We start from the raw sequence: 17,031 nt of genomic DNA, 5'->3' as shown, positions 1-17,031 counted from the left end.
GATAAACGCAGATAATTTTAGGGTGTTTTCCGATTTTTGCAATTCAAGTCTAATCTGTTGGGTAAGTACGATCGAGCACAAAAAATCCTGTTGGAGGCGATCGCCATTTGGGATGGGCTGCGAATGGGGATGATTGATGCCGATCGCGTCAGCAATTTTGAATCAGCTTGCTGATACTTATGGTTTCCTGCAAACAGCCTTAGTTGCTCAGCAGAAAACCGATCGCGCCCTAGAAATTGCCGAACGGGGAAGGGCGAGAGCTTTTGTAGAGTTATTAAATAAAAAGCAGTCGGAGAATTCCGAGAACCAACTAAATGTTGAACCGCCGACTGTCAGTCAAATCAAGGAAATTGCGAAAGCACAAAATGCGACATTAATTGAGTATTCTGTAATTAGCAGTCGCGAATTATATATTTGGGTGATTCAGCCAGGGGGTAAGATTTTTTTTCGCCGCAGCAACTTCACTAATATAGATGCAGGTTTGGGAGAAATTGCTGAAGTGACGAGAGTCGCGGCTGCTGTTGACAGGGGAACACCACAATCTGAGAGTATTCTGACAGAGTTCGTGCGCGGCACCCGCCAAGCTGCGGGCGCAGAAACTGGCGCTGCTACTCGCTGTCGCGGTAAAAATTGTTTGCAGCAAATGTATCGACTGTTGATTGAACCGATTGCTGACTTATTGCCGGCAAATCCCCAAGCAAAAATTATTTTTATTCCCCATCAATCTCTGTTTTTGGTTCCCTTTGCTGCTTTGCAAGATGCAGAGGGAAAATATTTAATCGCTAAACATACTATTTTGACAGCGCCAGCAATTCAAATATTGCAGTTAACTCGAACAGCCAGACAGCGGAGGCGAGAAAATAATCAATTACCGTTGCAAGCAAAAGATATATTGATAGTAGGAAATCCAGAAATGCCTTGGATTGGCAATCCGCCGCGGCAGTTAGCGCCACTTCCGGGATCTGAAACAGAAGCGATCGCGATTTCCCAAATCCTCAACACCAAACCCCTAATTGGCAAACAAGCGACAGAAACCCTAGTTAAGCAACTAATGCTGGATGCTAAAATTATTCACTTAGCAACTCACGGCTTGCTGAATGAGTTAACAGAGAATCAAGTACCGGGGGCGATCGCGCTAGCTGCATCTCAAACGGATGACGGTTTGCTGACTTCCAGTGAAATCCTAGATTTGCGACTGCAAGCTGAATTAGTGGTGCTGAGTGCCTGCAATACTGGTAGAGGTACGATTACTGGCGACGGCGTGATGGGGTTGTCTCGATCTCTGATGACTGCGGGTGCTACGAGTGTTGTTGTCTCACTTTGGTATGTTCCGGATGGGCCAACCAGTTTGTTAATGATGGAGTTTTATCGCCAAATGCAGGTAAATCCTGATAAGGCGCAGGCACTGGGCCAAGCAATGCTGACAGTAGCAAAGGAATATCCTAATTCTAGCAACTGGGCGGCATTTACTTTAATGGGAGAATCTGATTAATAGGATTTGATATTTAAGATTGAAGAATTAGGAATGACTTACTGCATAATGGTTTTGAGCTTCGATAAAGTTGCATCATCTTTGGGGAGTGGCATCATAAATTAGGGAATCTTTCGCAATTTAACGAGTAAAATACTTTCAAATTAAAGACTCTTTTTACATAATTGGGATGCTGCATAAAATCGTTAAATCTAATAAGCCATCTAACAGCCACGCCCGACAGGATGTTCTGAGTTGCTCAAATCATTGCTTTTATTCCTGATTTTTGATGACTAATGAATGATGACAAATGACTAATGACTACGCTTCGACTACGCGAGCGTGCGAGCTGACAAATAACCAATGACTAATCACCAATAACCAAATAACCAATCACCAATCACCAAATAACCAATCACCAATAACCAAATAACCAATCACCAATCACCAATCACCAATCACCAATCACAACTGACATGAATCCTCAACCCTTGCGCCTGCGACTGACTTGGAAAGATACAACTACGGGGGATTGTCGCTCCCCGATACTCGACTTGCCGATCGCTTTGGGACGAATTTTTGAAGGTATGCCCCCGATAATCGACGGGCAACGGGTTTCTCGAATTCCCCTCAAAAGCAGTCAAGTTTCTCGGTTACACGCTGTGATTGCCACCGAAGGCGACAGTATCGTAGTCACTGACACCGGCAGCCGTAACGGTACTTTTGTCAACGGCACCCGCCAAACCCGATCCGTGCTGGCCAACGGCGATATGCTACAAATCGGGCCCTACGCGATCGGCATTTCATTTGCGATTAATTCGACAGAAACCCAGTCTGTCAATTCTCATATTTTCTTTAACCCGCAGACCAATGGGCCAGACCCCGCGTTGGGGCCGCAAATGGTGTCGCCGCTTCCTCAAACAGCTAGCAAGGGAGAATTTCCGCCGATCGCATTTTTGCAGGCGAATCAACTGACAATGCGATCGCTCCAATCTATGGGATTTCCTATTGTAGAAGAAGTTGATTGGGCTGCTGTTGGTGGTGGTTTGGGCAGCTTGATTTGGGTGGATTTGCTGAGAATTTGTGGCGTGAAGGCCGATCGAATTGCCGTTCTGGGCATGGAAGAGCAGCCCTACGCGCGCTACCGGCGTTTGTGCCTGAATTCTCAAATTCCGCTGCGAGAGCGCCTGCGATCGAATTCTGACTCTTGTCCAGACAACATTTGGGGCTGGCCTCCCTATGCTGTGCGGGAAGCTTGGCAGGAATTGCGCAAAGGGCGGTTGGGAGTATCGCTGAAGTTGATGTGGCAGGTATTTGCGGAACCGACTTTTGCCGAAACTTATACGCCGCGCGCCGGAAATGTCTTTGATTCGATTGACAGGGAAACTGTGCGCATCGGGTGGAATCAGATGTTTCGCTACGGGAGAGTGCGGGCGATTCGCAAAACAGATGACGGCAGGTACGCGATCGCTTATTCTCGATCTAATGCCAACGAGCGCGATCGTGCTTTTTTAATCGCCAAATACGTACATTTAGCCACCGGCTATCCCGCTATTCAATTTTTGCCCGACTTGCAAGCCTACCGCGAAAAAACCCAGGATTTTGAGTCAGTTGTCAACGCTTACGAAAGCCACGACGGCGTTTACGAAAAGTTGGAGGCCAAGGGCGGTAGCGTGTTAATTCGAGGGCGGGGAATCGTAGCTTCGCGGGTGGTGCAGCGACTTTACGAAGCACGACAGCGAAATGCCAATATTCAAGTATTGCATTTGATGCGATCGCCCAAACCTCAAGGTAACAAATTCGATCGGGCTGTGCGAGTCGTCGAAAATCACTATGAATTTCAACCTTTCAACTGGCCCAAAGCCTGCTGGGGTGGGGAACTCCGCTCACTTTTGGAAACAGTAAAACCCGAACAGCGCCCGCAGTTGCTGACAGACTGGGGCGGCACTACCACAGCGCAGCGCAGCGACTGGCGGCGGATAGTCAAACAAGGTTTAAGTCAAGGATGGTATCAAATCACCTTCGGGGAAGTCGAGCGAGTCGAGCGCGACAGTCAAAACCGCACGGTGACGTACATTCGGGAGAAGGAACTGAAGGGACAAATTAAGTTAGAAGCTGATTTTATTATTGACGCTACGGGTTTGGACGCTAAAGTAAAAACCAGTCCCCTGCTGGAAGATTTAGTAGTTCAATACAATCTTCCCCTCAACAATTTGGGACGTTTGAGCGTTAACAACGATTTTGAAGTACCCGAATTGCGCAACGCCTCCTCTCTTGACGCAGAAGGGCGGGTGTACACAGCGGGCGCGATTACCTTAGGCGGGCCTTACGCGCCCGTGGACAGCTTTTTGGGCTTGCAATACGCAGCCCTGCGTTCCGTTGAAAGTCTGGCAGCTAACGGAGCTGCGGGTGTTGGGAAATTGACTGTTTGGCGATCGTTCCTACAATGGTCAAAGTGGATTTTAAATAAATCTCCAGGATAATTTGAAGCAGAACGATAAAATTAGTTCGTAGTGAGGACTTTAGTCCTCAAACTCTTATAACTTCTCCTTCAATTTAAAACCCCCAATCTTAATCCCAAATCGAAGGCGCTTCGCATTCAATCTCAAATCCCCAATCCCCAATCCAAAATCCAAAATCCAAAATCCAAAATCTAAAATCGAATGACCCCCACCTTATTCGGCCGCTGGCAAACTCGAATATTATTATTTGCAACCATAGGTGTTTTAGTAACGCTGCCATTTTTTATAGGTTTAATCACATCCAAATCCGGCGCGATTTTTTTCTGGATTTTAGGCTATGTAGCAATTTTTGGCATCGGCTGGGATGCTTTATATATATACATCCAGCAGTTTCGATGGGATCGAGATTGGCCCGGAGCATTTCAATTAATCGCCGGGATTTGGGAAGCACTTTTTGTCTTATTTTTAATCAAAATTATCGGTTTGCCCGGAATACCTGGGCAAGATTTTGATTTGGGAGCTTTTGCATTGCATTATAGTTTAGTGTGGCTGGCTATTTATCTGGCATCGCAAACACTCATGCGGATTTTGTTTCCCTACTGGCGTTTCCGAGGCGGTCAATGGTTTTAAGAATAGACTTGAATTTCATAAATATTTTAGAATAGAGGGAAACCGCAGATGTCAGGCAGATTGACGCAGATGAACGCAGATATTTTTGATAGAGGAAAGCGCATGAAGACAATGTTGTTGTCTAATAGTTTTGAGTAGGGAAACGGCACTGTCTTGTCCGGCGCGGAGTTCTGCGACTTTTAGCAATAGTCAGGTGCACGCCAACCGAATTTATAGTAAGCTTAGTTTACAATAACCGGGATGATTTAATGTACCGTTCTCCCTGTATATTCTCCTTTTTTTCCGGTTCGGGATTCCTTGACCTCGGTTTTGAATTAAGTGGGTTTCATGTAGCCTATGTCAATGAAATTTTCCCACCTTTCATGCAAGCATACCGCTACTCTCGGCAGTGCCTGAATTTGCCGCTACCAGAATACGGATACTGCGAAGCAGAGGAAGCAGATATCACTCAACTTGTAGGGCGAAAACCAGCTTCTCGCCTGCGGGAATTGATGCAGGATGCTCGCAAGAAATACGATATTATTGGCTTTATCGCGGGGCCGCCTTGTCCTGACTTTTCTGTGGGTGGTAAAAACCGAGGACAGGAAGGAGATAAAGGTAAACTTTCAGCTTCGTACATTGAATTGATTTGCCAGCAGCAGCCGGATTTCTTCTTATTTGAAAATGTCAAAGGTTTGTGGAGAACCAAAAAACATAAAGCTTTTTACGACGAACTCAAGCATAAGTTGGCTGATGCGGGATATTTTTTTGTGGAACGTTTAATAAATGCGATCGAATATGGAGTACCGCAGGATAGAGACCGAATTATTTTGATTGGCTTTCAAAAAAATCTTGTCAAAAATCTGGGGATTATCCTAGATGAAGCCAACCCAATGTTACCTGAAAATTTATTCCCCTGGGAAACTCAGGTATTATATCCCAAATCAGAAGTTTTTTGTCATCCTTGGTCTGAAAGAAATGCTTTTGTACGCGATGGTTTCTTGCCTTGTCCCGATGGCATCACCCAAGAATTAACAGTTGAGTTTTGGTTTCAAAAAAATGATGTTCTCAACCATCCCAACGCTGAACATTATTTTCAACCCAGAGCCGGTATTAAAAGGTTTGCTGAGGTCGATGAGGGAGACGATTCAAAAAAATCTTTCAAGCGCCTGCACCGCTGGCGTTATTCGCCGACTGCTTGTTATGGAAATAACGAAGTTCACTTGCATCCTTACAAAGTTCGCAGGCTTTCGGTTGCAGAAACACTGGCTATTCAGTCGCTGCCAAAAGAGTTTGCGCTGCCGAATAATATGACGCTGACTAATATGTTTAAAACTGTGGGAAATGGGGTTCCTTATTTGGCTTCCCAGGCTATTGCTCAAACAATTCTCGTATTTTTGAAGACACAATATGGTCGTTGAGTTAATTATAGTTTTGGTGCGTGAAGCGCGGTTGAACATTGATTGTCAGTGACGGAAATTAATCGTCGCGCTTCACACACCCTACATATTTCAAATGAATTGAGAAAATAAAAATTTACCAATGGTTTGTAGGGTGTGTCGCCTGCGATAAATATCTGCATCAAAATCGACAATCTAATAGCGACGCACCACCAGCACCAGATATTGTAAACAAACCCCAAAATATATTGTAGCAATAATTCTTAGCAATGGTATCGATCGCCGCGCCTCACACACCCTACAGGTTTGTGAAAGTTGTTTTTAAATGAATTAAGAAAAATAAAAGTTCACAAAGGGTTTAGACTTGTTATATAATAGTTGGTTAAGGTTGAAAACCTAGATTTTTTATTTTCCTGCAATTCGCCATGACCGTTAAACCCCGCCGCTATCACATTACCACTTTCGGATGCCAGATGAATAAAGCCGACTCGGAACGGATGGCCGGCATTCTGGAAAATATGGGCTTTGAATTCTCGGAAGACCCGAACGAGGCTAGTTTGATTCTCTACAATACTTGCACGATTCGCGATAATGCCGAACAAAGAGTTTATTCTAATCTCGGAAGGCAGGCTCACCGCAAGCGCCAAGAACCGGGTTTAACTTTAGTTGTAGCTGGATGCGTGGCTCAGCAGGAAGGTGAAGCACTGTTGCGCAGAGTGCCGGAATTAGATTTAGTAATGGGCCCGCAACACGCTAACCGACTTGAAGATTTGCTGGAAGAAGTTTTTCAGGGTAATCAAGTTGTGGCGACGGAAGCTGTGGAGATTATGGAGGATATTACTAAGCCTCGCCGCGACAGTAAGGTGACTGCTTGGGTGAATGTTATTTATGGTTGCAATGAACGCTGCACTTATTGTGTTGTGCCGAATGTTCGCGGGGTTGAACAGTCGCGAACACCGGAGGCTATTCGCGCGGAAATGGAAGATTTGGGGCGCCAAGGTTATAAGGAAGTGACTTTGTTGGGGCAGAATATTGATGCTTATGGTCGCGATTTGCCGGGGACGAAACCGGATGGTAGCAACCTGCATACTTTGACTGATTTGCTTTGTTTTGTGCAGGATGTTCCTGGTGTCGATCGCCTGAGATTTGCTACTAGCCACCCGCGCTATTTTAATGAACGATTGATTAAGGCTTGTGCGGAGTTACCGCAGGTTTGCGAACATTTTCACGTGCCTTTTCAGTCGGGGGATAATGATATTCTGAAGGCGATGTCTCGGGGTTATACTCAGGAGAAATATCTGCGAATTGTTGATATGATTCGCCGTTATATGCCTGATGCTTCGATTACGGCTGATGCGATTGTGGGTTTTCCTGGGGAGACGGAGGCTCAGTTTGAGAAGACTCTGAAGTTGATCGAAGATGTTGGTTTTGATTTGGTGAATACTGCTGCTTATTCGCCTCGCCCGGGAACGCCTGCTGCTTTGTGGGAAAATCAGTTGAGTGAGGAGGTGAAAGCCGATCGCCTGCAACGCATCAATCATGTCGTGACTACAACCGCTATGGAGCGATCGCAGCGCTATTTTGGACGCACTGAGGAGGTTTTGGTGGAAGTCCAGAATCTTAAAGATCCAAGTCAGGTGATGGGGCGCACTCGCGGCAATCGCCTCACATTTTTTAAGGGCGATATTGCACAATTGGCTGGGCAAATTGTGCGTGTTAAAATTACTGATATTCGCGCTTTTAGTTTGACTGGAGAAATGCTGTAAGAGCTTGGGTTGTATGGTTTACCCGCAGCCACCTTGCTGTCAAGGTACGTTGTGGCGATGAAAGCGCTAGTATATAATATATAAGACCGCTTTCATCGCAACTTCGTACCTCAAAACTAACTCCTCTTAGAGTGTCAGTTCCGATCGAGATTGATTCGATCGTTGGGACTTAAGTCCTCGGATGGATGCGGACTGAAGTCCTCACTACTAACCTTTTTCGGACTTAAGTCCTCGGATGGATGCGGACTGAAGTCCTCACTACTAACCTTGTTGGCAGGCGATCGACAGCAACAGGATGTTAGGTGGGTGGCTGGCGGTCAAATTAGATTTGATTTTTATTAAGAAAAAAGAGTTTAAATCCATGACACAAAGTTCAGAATTCGACGCACAACAGTCAACTCCCCAAACAATTCCTCAAACAGATGCAGAAGATGAATTGCCGCAGCCAAACGAACGCGGAGAGTATAAAAGAACATCTCACCGATATTGGGAAGCCACAAATTCAGACCCGAACGGTGTTAAATGTCGCATGGGCTCGCACTCTATTCAGGAAATAGAAGACCCAGGGAGCAAGATTAATTTAAATATTGCTAGTTGGCCTGTTGTTGGTACTTTGAAACCGGGGCAGAATTTTGAAATCTATCTCGGCCCCAGCGGATTGGGGGTTTTGTACGATTCGCAACATCAACCTTGGTTTTTTATAGAAAAAACCGAGGGTAATGGCGGGCCGAGCAATTGTTTTGTTCCGGCTAACAGCAGTTTTGTGAAACCAATTCAGCCCCAGTAGCTCCGATCTGATGCGTCTGTTGTGTGGGTTTCTGAGCTTGTTTATTTATCCCGGATTCTCGCTTTCTGTCGAATACTTCCTGTTGTAGCTGCGCTGACTGCGTGTATATTTGTCAAAAAGTATCGGGAGTATGGAAAAATGACGAAGATGCGGATCGGGCTGCTGTTCGGGGGGCGATCGGGCGAACATGAAGTCTCTATTAGTTCGGCGCGGGCGATCGCCCGGGCCCTCGCTGCTGACGAAAATGCCTCTAAATACGAAGTTCTGCCCTTTTATATCCAAAAAGACGGTCGCTGGCTGTCGGGAACCTTACCCCAGCAAGTCTTAGCCGCCGGTCAACCTCTGGAAATAGAGTCAGAACCAGGAGAAGCTTGGCAGTTTCCTAATTTTAATGGCGTAGATGTTTGGTTTCCGGTTTTGCACGGGCCTAACGGCGAAGACGGTACTGTGCAAGGATTGCTGAAATTATTGCAAGTTCCTTTTGTCGGTTCCGGGGTTTTGGGTTCGGCGGTGGGAATGGATAAAATTGCGATGAAAATGGCTTTTGCTAACGCAGGTTTACCGCAGGTAAAATACATCGCTGTCAATCGTTCCGAAATCTGGTCTAATCCTTGCATTTTCCCCAAACTGTGCGACGAAATTGAAGCAGAGCTGGGCTATCCTTGCTTTGTGAAACCTGCTAATTTGGGTTCGTCTGTGGGCATTTCAAAAGCTCGATCGCGCGATCAGTTAGAAGCAGCTCTCGATAGCGCCGCCAGCTATGACAGGCGGATTATTGTGGAAGCTGGTGTGGTTGCTAGAGAATTAGAATGTGCGGTTTTGGGCAACGATAACCCTAAAGCTTCAACGGTGGGAGAAATTAGTTTTGAAAGCGATTTCTACGACTACGAAACTAAATATACTCAGGGACAATCCGAGTGTTCAATTCCGGCAAAAGTCAGCAGTGCGATCGTCTCGCAAATCCAAGAAATGGCAGTGCGAGCATTTTTAGCTATTGATGGAGCAGGGTTAGCGCGGGTAGACTTTTTCTACGTTGAATCCACCGGAGAAGTTTTGATTAACGAAATCAACACTTTCCCCGGCTTTACAGCTACCAGTATGTATCCGCAAATGTGGGCGCATGATGGTATTTCTTTCCCTGAATTAGCAGACCGTTTAATTCAATTAGCTCTCGAACGGCACGGGGAAAAAAGTTGAATTGAGAGCTGCTAACTACTTTCGTACCAACAGCACAAAATAAGTTACTCCGCAAGTAATATATCCGTACCAGCCGAAACGAGATAAGATGGTTGTGGCAGGTATTGCCTGCCAGCAGCCATATTTGTGCTGCGGGTCTAGCAACGCCAGAAAATTCAGCAGCAGGGTATAAATAAATGCTCAATAAAATAGTTAATGGCAAACTGCCAATAGCAGCGTCAATCTCATATCTGGCATCTCAAAATTTAACTCGGTTAACTTAGATGAGACGTTTCACTAAACTGCCGCAGTGGTGGACTTACGGACTGTTATTTCCTCTAGCGGTACTCAACTGCTGGTTAGCCCTCCTAGTATTTGAATATTTTCGCGCCCTGATTACCGTTTTGGTAGTCGCGACAGTGTTCTCTTTTTTGCTAGATTATCCAGTACGCTTTCTGCGCAGATACGGCTTGAAGCGCGATCGCGCGGTGTTGGCGGTATTGTTTTTGACTTTGCTGGTATTGGTGGTTTTGGGCGTCACTCTGGCTCCGATTTTGCTGAACCAAATTACTGAACTCGCCACCCGATTACCGACTTGGATAGTTTCTGGTACAGAACAGATTGAAGCGTTCCACAAGTGGGCGGAAAATCGCCGTCTCCCCATTGATGTTAGCGGTTTGACTAATCAATTGAGCGATCGACTTTCAACTCAATTGCAGTCTCTCACGGGTGAAATTCTCAAATTTGGCTTGGGTGCGGCTGACAGTCTGCTGAATTTTATGCTGACCATAGTCCTAACATTTTACTTGCTCTTGCACGGCGATCGCCTGTGGGAAGGATTGTTTAAGTGGTTTCCCTCCACAATCAGCGTGCAATTGCGGCAGTTGCTAGCACGAAGCTTCCACAACTACTTCGTCGGCCAAGCAACTTTGGCGGGTTTAATGGGATTGTCGATGACTGTGGCTTTTTTAATTTTGCGAGTTCCTTTCGGATTGCTGTTCGGTTTGGGCGTGGGCGTAATGACAATGATTCCCTTCGGAGCGCCTTTCAGTATTTGCGTTGTCAGTTTGCTGATAGTATTAAACAATTTTTGGCTCGGAGTCACGCTTTTAGCTGTGGCTACAGTCATCGAGCAGGTAATTGAAAGCGGGGTTGCTCCTCGATTGTTAGGCGGTTTTATCGGTCTCAATCCCGTGTGGATTTTAGTGTCGCTGCTAATTGGGGTGAAGGTGGCGGGAGTCGCAGGTTTGTTAGTTGCTGTACCGATGGCTGGTTTTATTAAAAATACTGTTGATACTTGGGAAACTTCCAGAAACAAGTTGATGGAAGCCGATGCGATTAGTTCCATTGAACCTGCTGAGCAATAATATAATTTTAGATTAATGTTCGAGCATTCGGACTTCAGTCCTCATGAAAATCCGAGGACTGAAGTCCGAACGCTCGAACAAATTTGATGGAGACTGATTTCATGAATATTTCGCGGAAAATGCGGAATATCCGGGCTGGCTACCGTAGTCTATATTATGACAACGGTAGCCAGCCCTGACAACACGCGAATCAACTATTTACTAGGCACAGTCCGGTTTCTACCCCACCCTGTAGGGTAAACCCCACCAGGCAAGAACATCAAACAAATGCTTGAATTAAAATTAAAGAACATTTAGTTCTAACCTAATTACAGTAGGTGCTAAAAATGCAAAACCATAATTATAACTCAGCCTCTAACTCTCACGAAATCAATACTATGTCAACCAAAAATATGCAAAATCAAACTCAGCGTTACAGCCGTTTCTCTTTGCCTAAAAAACTGGCTTTTTTATCCCTAGTTTTGCTCGGCTCCACCGCCACAGTTGGATGTAGCGGTCTAACTTCTGCCCAAGTTCCTGGAAGTTCTAACGCGCTCAAATCAGAACCTGCAACCGCAGCACCAATCTCAGCATTGCCTGCCAACATACTGCCGAATCAAGATGCTAATTTTGTGACTAAAGTTGTGCAGGAAGTCGGGCCGGCAGTGGTGCGAATCAATTCTTCTCGCACGGTGAAGAACCAAGCTCCTGATGAGCTCCCCGAGCAATTCCGCCGCTTCTTCGGCCCTGACTCTCCGATTCAACCGGGAAATCGAGTTCAGCGGGGTTCCGGTTCGGGCTTTGTGTTTGGTTCCGACGGCCGCATTTTGACTAATGCTCACGTTGTTGACGGCGCGGATACAGTGACGGTAAAACTGAAGGACGGCCGCGAATTAGCAGGTAAAGTTTTGGGTGTAGATACAGTTACTGATGTGGCTGTCGTTAAGGTTGAAGCTACCAATTTACCTGTGGTGAGTTTGGGCAAATCTGAAGAGTTACAGCCGGGAGAATGGGCGATCGCGATCGGCAATCCCCTCGGTTTGGACAATACCGTTACTGTGGGCATTATCAGCGCTACAGGCCGTTCTAGCGCCGATGTGGGCGTTCCCGACAAGCGCGTCAGCTTTATCCAAACCGATGCTGCGATCAATCCCGGTAATTCCGGCGGCCCGTTGCTGAACCAGCGCGGTCAAGTTATCGGGATGAATACGGCGATTATTCAAGGCGCCCAAGGCTTGGGTTTTGCAATTCCGATCGATCGAGCACAACAAATTGCCAACCAATTAGTCACCGCCGGAAAAGCCGAACATCCCTATCTCGGCGTTCGGATGTTGAGCATTACTCCGGAAGTCAAGGCAGAATTCAATAAAAATCCCAACGCCAAATTGAGACTGACTGAAGATAAAGGCGTGTTAGTTCTGGGAATTGCCAAAGATTCTCCGGCCGCACAAGCTGGAGTCCGACTTGCTGACGTGATCAAGAAAATCAACGGTAAAGAAGTCAGCGATGCTGGCAGCGTACAGCAAATTGTCGAGAGTAGCAAAGTAGGCACCAATCTACAGCTTGAGTTGAGCCGCGAGGGCAAACCTGTTACTGTAGCGGTGAAAGCTGGTGCTTTTCCTGCTGACCAGAAACAGTAGTCCAATAGTCCGGCAGGGGTTTAAACCCCTGCCGATGGAGCGAAAGTCCTCTTGCATAGGACTGATACTAAGCTACTGTCAATAAATAGGCAGTAATTATCAGTCGGTTTTAACCGACTTGTGCTTTGAGACGGGGGTTTGAAACGAACGGCGGGATGTCGGGGATGCTAGTTATACTAAGTTACCAAAATTTCTATTTGTGATTAAAAGGTGAAAAAATGGCTCATATAAATTTGCGCCGCCCCGAAAATATCAGCGGTAATTTTTACGTAGATAGTAGCTGCATTGACTGCGATACTTGTCGGTGGATGGCACCGGAAGTATTTACTCAAGCCGGAGAACAATCTGCGGTTTACCAGCAGCCGACAAACGAAACAGCATCCATGCGAGGTCTTGCGGCTCTTTTGTCTTGTCCCACAAGTTCGATCGGTACTGTTGAAAAACCGAAAAATATCAAAGAAGTTCAGGAACTTTTGCCGGCACTCGTCACCGAAAATATCTACCACTGCGGCTACCACTCAGAGAAATCCTACGGCGCGGCGAGTTATTTAATTGTCCGCCCCGAAGGAAACATTTTAGTTGATTCTCCGCGTTTTGTGCCGCCGCTAGTCAAAAATATTGAAGCAATGGGTGGGATTCGCTATTTGTACTTGACTCACCGCGACGACGTAGCCGACCATCAAAAATATCGCGATCGTTTTGGGTGCGATCGCATTCTTCATGCTGACGAAATTAACGCGGATACTCGCAGTGTAGAAATTCAATTGTCGGGCAGCGCACCGCATCAAATAGCAGATGATTTGTTAATTGTACCTGTTCCGGGTCACACGAAAGGTCACACTGTTTTGCTGTATAATAACAAGTTTTTGTTCAGCGGCGACCATCTAGCTTGGTCGGACAATTGGCAGCAGCTAATTGGCTTTCCTACGGCTTGTTGGTATTCTTGGCCGGAACAAATCAAGTCTATGCGAAACTTGGCTAATTATGACTTTGAGTGGGTGTTGCCGGGACACGGGCGCAGGTATAATGCCGATCGAGAAACAATGCACGAGCAAATGCAGATGTGTATTAATTGGATGGTCGATGCTTAATAGTTCAAAACCTCTTTGATAATCGGCGGTTGAAACCGCTACTACACAAACAAAGTCCGCCTGCGCGGACTAAGAATAAGAGGGGATATTTAAGCCGATTTTGTATTACGCTTTCGGAATGGCAACCAAAGTAATAGAATTAGCGGGATAAGTTGCCTTAAATCCAGCAGCGCTGACACTTAAATCGCTCTGACGGACGATCGCCAGCAAATTCGCCTCGCTGTAGGTGTAAACTTGAGCTTTGGCACCGGGGTTAAAGCCTTTCAGACTCAAATTACTGGTCAAGTTTTTACTGGTTTTGTTAATGATGACCAGCGTCAAAGCACCGTCACCAGTACGTTCTGCTCCGTAGATTGACAATTGTCCCCCATCGGTGCTTTGCGATCGCACCCAAGTATCGCCATACTTACCGCCTTTACCATCATAATTCATGTACATTCGGAAAGTATAAGCTGTCGGTTCCGCAGACTTAGGAGGCCCCCACAGCGTAGCTAAATCCACTTGTTCTCGCCCAAAAATGCCCAGTATGTCGGCTTGGGTTAATGCTCCATTCATCGACTCTATGCCGCCCCAATTGTATTCAGTAATTGCGAGTTTTGTACCTGGATAATCTTCTTTTATCCACTGTCGAAACCGGGGAATAATTGTTAGCGGCGGATTGGATTTACCAATCCAACTTTCATCAGTATAAGTGCTGTCCCACAGAGAACGAGTCGATCGCAACCGGGCTGCTTGCGTCTTAGCATCGCCGGCGGGACAATTCGCCAAACACAGGTCATCGACGACAGGATAGTAGTGTTCGTCGAAATAGTCGAGGATGCGAACACCTTTTTGCTGTTCGTAGGCGCGCATTTGCTGCAAGTACCACCGCGCAAACCAGACGCCGCCGTGTTTTTCGCGATCGCCCTTTACCCCAGAATCCACATAAACCGGCCAGCCAAAATCCGACGGCCCGAGTACCTTAGCGGTGGGATCTGTGGCTTTGACCATTGACGCATATTCGTAAGTGCGATCGCGCAATTCGTCATAACTTGTCGGTTCTGGATGAACGTCGCGGTGAGTGTTTCCCCAACCGCTTGGTTCATTGTCCATTTGATAAATTTGCACGCCGCCGCTAGCAGCCTTACCGTGGGTTTTAACTAAGTGTTGAACCCAAGGTTTTTGCAATTCTGGATTGCTAACAATGCTGACATCAAGGCGATTGTTGTCTGTTATCAAAGTGCCATCGGGACGCTTCCCGTTGCCGCATTTATCGCCTTCGGGAAAGATGTAAGGATTAGTTTTTTCTTGCGGGCCGTATTTGGATACTCGAAAGCCGCAGTTCCAGGTGCTAAATTTATTTACATAGCCAATCATCGGGATTGTAACGATGCTTTTGCTACCGTTATTGCGGTTGGTTTTGATAATTTTATCGATAGAATCACCGGGAACGGGATTTTTGTTGTCGCCGCCGCCGACAAAAAAGAAGTCATCGCCGACGTTGGAAGAATCGACTAGCCAGTTGTAGCGGCTAGTGTGATTGGCGCCCCAGCGTTCCACGGGAATTCGCAACTCTTGCGCGATTGCCGGATCTAGGGCATAATCGTTCATACCGTAGATGTCGGGACTGATAAAATGGCGATCGGCCCTCACATCTACAGATAGGGTGGGATTGGCTGTTTGGGCTATGCCGTTTTTGATGTAAGCTGTTGTTACGGCGATCGCGAAAGCGGCGATTAAACCGAATAAAAATAGGACAAGCCAACGAGGTTTATTTTCGGGAGACTGCCATAAAAATCGTAAATTCATTAATTTTGTGGTATAGTGTTTAATAGAGCTTGTTTAAAATCAGTAGCACTTTTATAATAAATTTCAGGATTGTCGATTAAAGCGCGATCGATTACAGTGGCTAACGGTTGAGGGATGGACGAAGTGCGATCGCGAATCGGAACCGCATCATTATTCAAAATCGCACAAAACGGGTCAACCCCCACAAAATTGCGCGGAGAAAATCCTGTCAACATCACATACAAACAAGCCGCCGCCGCCCAAACATCAACCTCCGGCTTCGCATACTTATAATCAAGCACTTGCTGTCGCGGCATAAAACACGGCGTACCCACTTGACTACCAGTCATCGTTTGGCCGCTTAAACCCGCTTGGTCAAAAGCTTTTGCTAACCCATAATCACCAATTTTAGCAACTTGTTTCCCGCCAATATTCCCCAAAAAAATATTCCCCGGCTTCAAATCCCGGTGAATCAAACCCCGTCCTTTGGCAAAACTACCATCAGCCAATCTGACATTGGGGATTTCTGCATTGTGCGTATAAGTCAAACCATCTAAAACTTGTGCAATAATAGCGATAGATTGGGCGATCGGCAAAGTGCTAACACCGCGTTTTGCCATCAAATCCACAACACTGCCACCCTCGCAGTATTCCATCGTAAAAAAGAAAGTTTCATCAGCATAACCAAACTCCTTTAATCCTACAACATTGGGATGTTTTAAAACTTTCATATTTTCAACTTCCCGCAAAAACCAATTAACCGCCCGCTGATTCGCCGCTACTTTTGGTAACATCACCTTGAGCGCAACTTGTTCTTTTGTTTGCTGATGCTGCGCCAAATAAACTAAACTAAAACCACCCCTACCCAACTCCTTCAGCAAAACATAATCGCCGAGAACTCCAATATTATTTTTACCACCCACAGCCTTGAACAGAAAAGCCTTCAGCATTTCCCACAAATTCTCTTGATTTGAGGGAATAGTAGGAGGCTTTTGCTGTTGGGCTGTTTTGACAATTTCCGGGTCAAGGGCAACAGCAACTCGAAAAGAAGTATCGCTGAGCGTAAATTCATCTCCCTCCTGCAAGTCATACTCTGGAAATTGAATTTGAGCAGCGTCTTCGGGAGTTTGATGTGCTTCTCGCTGACCAATTTTCTTGGTGTTGACAAAAGTACCATTTTTGCTGCCAAAATCGCGGATGCGGATATCGGGAGGATTGATATCTAGCAAACAGTGATAGCGAGAAATCGTGCGGTGATTGTCGTCATCGGGAATCTTGGGATAGCAATCTTTCGCGCGGCCAATAATGCAAGTTGTGCGGGTATCAAAGGTGAATTCTTTGCCTTTGAGATTACCTGCGGTGATAGTGAGGGTAACTTTTGAACTCATATAAATTGTGAATTATAAATTTTGGATTATAGACACTCTTGCTCCCCACCCTTAGTAAAATGCTAACTCTTACTCCCCACCCTTAACAAAGGGCTAACTCTTACTCCCCCCCCTTACCAAGGGGGGGC

General features: G+C 46.1%; 13 protein-coding genes. 11 read left to right on the top strand and 2 right to left on the bottom strand.

Features of this window, described 5'->3' with window-relative positions:
• Nucleotides 1–36: 36 nt before the first annotated feature.
• From QT974_RS15105 to QT974_RS15055, 11 genes are all read left to right on the top strand, one after another.
• A complete protein-coding gene (locus QT974_RS15105; RefSeq protein ID WP_333469285.1) occupies nucleotides 37–174 on the top strand; it encodes a hypothetical protein in 138 nt (45 codons plus the stop codon).
• Nucleotides 137–1,492, top strand: a complete 1,356-nt coding sequence (locus QT974_RS15100; protein WP_333469284.1) for a CHAT domain-containing protein — start codon at nucleotides 137–139, stop codon at nucleotides 1,490–1,492. Before QT974_RS15105 ends, QT974_RS15100 begins: the two co-directional genes overlap by 38 nt.
• 455 nt (nucleotides 1,493–1,947) lie before the next feature.
• Nucleotides 1,948–3,954, top strand: a complete 2,007-nt coding sequence (locus QT974_RS15095) for an FHA domain-containing protein (protein ID WP_333469283.1) — start codon at nucleotides 1,948–1,950, stop codon at nucleotides 3,952–3,954.
• Between the two features lie 180 nt (nucleotides 3,955–4,134).
• Nucleotides 4,135–4,563 (top strand): hypothetical protein, encoded by a 429-nt coding sequence (locus QT974_RS15090; protein WP_333469282.1) that lies wholly within the window; start codon nucleotides 4,135–4,137, stop codon nucleotides 4,561–4,563.
• Nucleotides 4,564–4,811: 248 nt separating this feature from the next.
• Entirely contained in the window at nucleotides 4,812–5,963 is a 1,152-nt protein-coding gene (locus QT974_RS15085; RefSeq protein ID WP_333469281.1) for a DNA cytosine methyltransferase, read from the top strand.
• 404 nt (nucleotides 5,964–6,367) lie between these two features.
• Nucleotides 6,368–7,708, top strand: a complete 1,341-nt coding sequence (gene miaB / locus QT974_RS15080; protein ID WP_333469280.1) for a tRNA (N6-isopentenyl adenosine(37)-C2)-methylthiotransferase MiaB — start codon at nucleotides 6,368–6,370, stop codon at nucleotides 7,706–7,708.
• 361 nt (nucleotides 7,709–8,069) lie between these two features.
• On the top strand, nucleotides 8,070–8,495 hold the full coding sequence (locus tag QT974_RS15075; RefSeq protein ID WP_333469279.1) for a hypothetical protein: 426 nt from the start codon (nucleotides 8,070–8,072) through the stop codon (nucleotides 8,493–8,495).
• A gap of 138 nt (nucleotides 8,496–8,633) precedes the next feature.
• Nucleotides 8,634–9,692 (top strand): D-alanine--D-alanine ligase family protein, encoded by a 1,059-nt coding sequence (locus QT974_RS15070; protein WP_333469278.1) that lies wholly within the window; start codon nucleotides 8,634–8,636, stop codon nucleotides 9,690–9,692.
• Between the two features lie 263 nt (nucleotides 9,693–9,955).
• Nucleotides 9,956–11,038, top strand: a complete 1,083-nt coding sequence (locus QT974_RS15065; RefSeq protein WP_333469277.1) for an AI-2E family transporter — start codon at nucleotides 9,956–9,958, stop codon at nucleotides 11,036–11,038.
• Nucleotides 11,039–11,364: 326 nt separating this feature from the next.
• The gene (locus QT974_RS15060) at nucleotides 11,365–12,657 is read left to right on the top strand and encodes an HhoA/HhoB/HtrA family serine endopeptidase (RefSeq protein ID WP_333469276.1); all 1,293 of its coding nucleotides are present in this window, start codon (nucleotides 11,365–11,367) and stop codon (nucleotides 12,655–12,657) included.
• A 218-nt stretch (nucleotides 12,658–12,875) separates the two neighbouring features.
• Complete coding sequence (locus QT974_RS15055) at nucleotides 12,876–13,748, top strand: MBL fold metallo-hydrolase (RefSeq protein WP_333469275.1); 873 nt, start codon at nucleotides 12,876–12,878, stop codon at nucleotides 13,746–13,748.
• Nucleotides 13,749–13,853: 105 nt separating this feature from the next.
• On the opposite strand, the gene QT974_RS15050 is transcribed toward QT974_RS15055, so the two are convergent.
• Together QT974_RS15050 and QT974_RS15045 are read right to left on the bottom strand one after the other, a co-directional pair.
• Nucleotides 13,854–15,536: a glycoside hydrolase family 44 protein gene (locus QT974_RS15050; protein ID WP_333469274.1), complete on the bottom strand. Its 1,683-nt coding sequence runs from the start codon at nucleotides 15,534–15,536 to the stop codon at nucleotides 13,854–13,856.
• Nucleotides 15,536–16,903 (bottom strand): protein kinase domain-containing protein, encoded by a 1,368-nt coding sequence (locus QT974_RS15045; protein WP_333469273.1) that lies wholly within the window; start codon nucleotides 16,901–16,903, stop codon nucleotides 15,536–15,538. The genes QT974_RS15050 and QT974_RS15045 overlap by 1 nt, the downstream gene beginning before the upstream one ends.
• Between the last annotated feature and the right edge of the window lie 128 nt (nucleotides 16,904–17,031).

The sequence above is a fragment of the Microcoleus sp. BM001215392 genome (genome assembly GCF_036700185.1).
Classification (GTDB): Bacteria; Cyanobacteriota; Cyanobacteriia; order Cyanobacteriales; family Microcoleaceae; genus Microcoleus.
Note: the sequence above shows the minus strand (reverse complement) of the source record. Positions and strands in the feature narration are given on the sequence as shown.

Coding starts and splice junctions, on each gene's coding strand:
- QT974_RS15100 (WP_333469284.1), top strand. CDS start 137: ATGCCGATCGCGTCAGCAATTTTGAATCAGCTTGCTGATACTTATGGT.
- QT974_RS15095 (WP_333469283.1), top strand. CDS start 1,948: ATGAATCCTCAACCCTTGCGCCTGCGACTGACTTGGAAAGATACAACT.
- QT974_RS15090 (WP_333469282.1), top strand. CDS start 4,135: ATGACCCCCACCTTATTCGGCCGCTGGCAAACTCGAATATTATTATTT.
- QT974_RS15085 (WP_333469281.1), top strand. CDS start 4,812: ATGTACCGTTCTCCCTGTATATTCTCCTTTTTTTCCGGTTCGGGATTC.
- miaB (WP_333469280.1), top strand. CDS start 6,368: ATGACCGTTAAACCCCGCCGCTATCACATTACCACTTTCGGATGCCAG.
- QT974_RS15075 (WP_333469279.1), top strand. CDS start 8,070: ATGACACAAAGTTCAGAATTCGACGCACAACAGTCAACTCCCCAAACA.
- QT974_RS15070 (WP_333469278.1), top strand. CDS start 8,634: ATGACGAAGATGCGGATCGGGCTGCTGTTCGGGGGGCGATCGGGCGAA.
- QT974_RS15065 (WP_333469277.1), top strand. CDS start 9,956: ATGAGACGTTTCACTAAACTGCCGCAGTGGTGGACTTACGGACTGTTA.
- QT974_RS15060 (WP_333469276.1), top strand. CDS start 11,365: ATGCAAAACCATAATTATAACTCAGCCTCTAACTCTCACGAAATCAAT.
- QT974_RS15055 (WP_333469275.1), top strand. CDS start 12,876: ATGGCTCATATAAATTTGCGCCGCCCCGAAAATATCAGCGGTAATTTT.
- QT974_RS15050 (WP_333469274.1), bottom strand. CDS start 15,536: ATGAATTTACGATTTTTATGGCAGTCTCCCGAAAATAAACCTCGTTGG.
- QT974_RS15045 (WP_333469273.1), bottom strand. CDS start 16,903: ATGAGTTCAAAAGTTACCCTCACTATCACCGCAGGTAATCTCAAAGGC.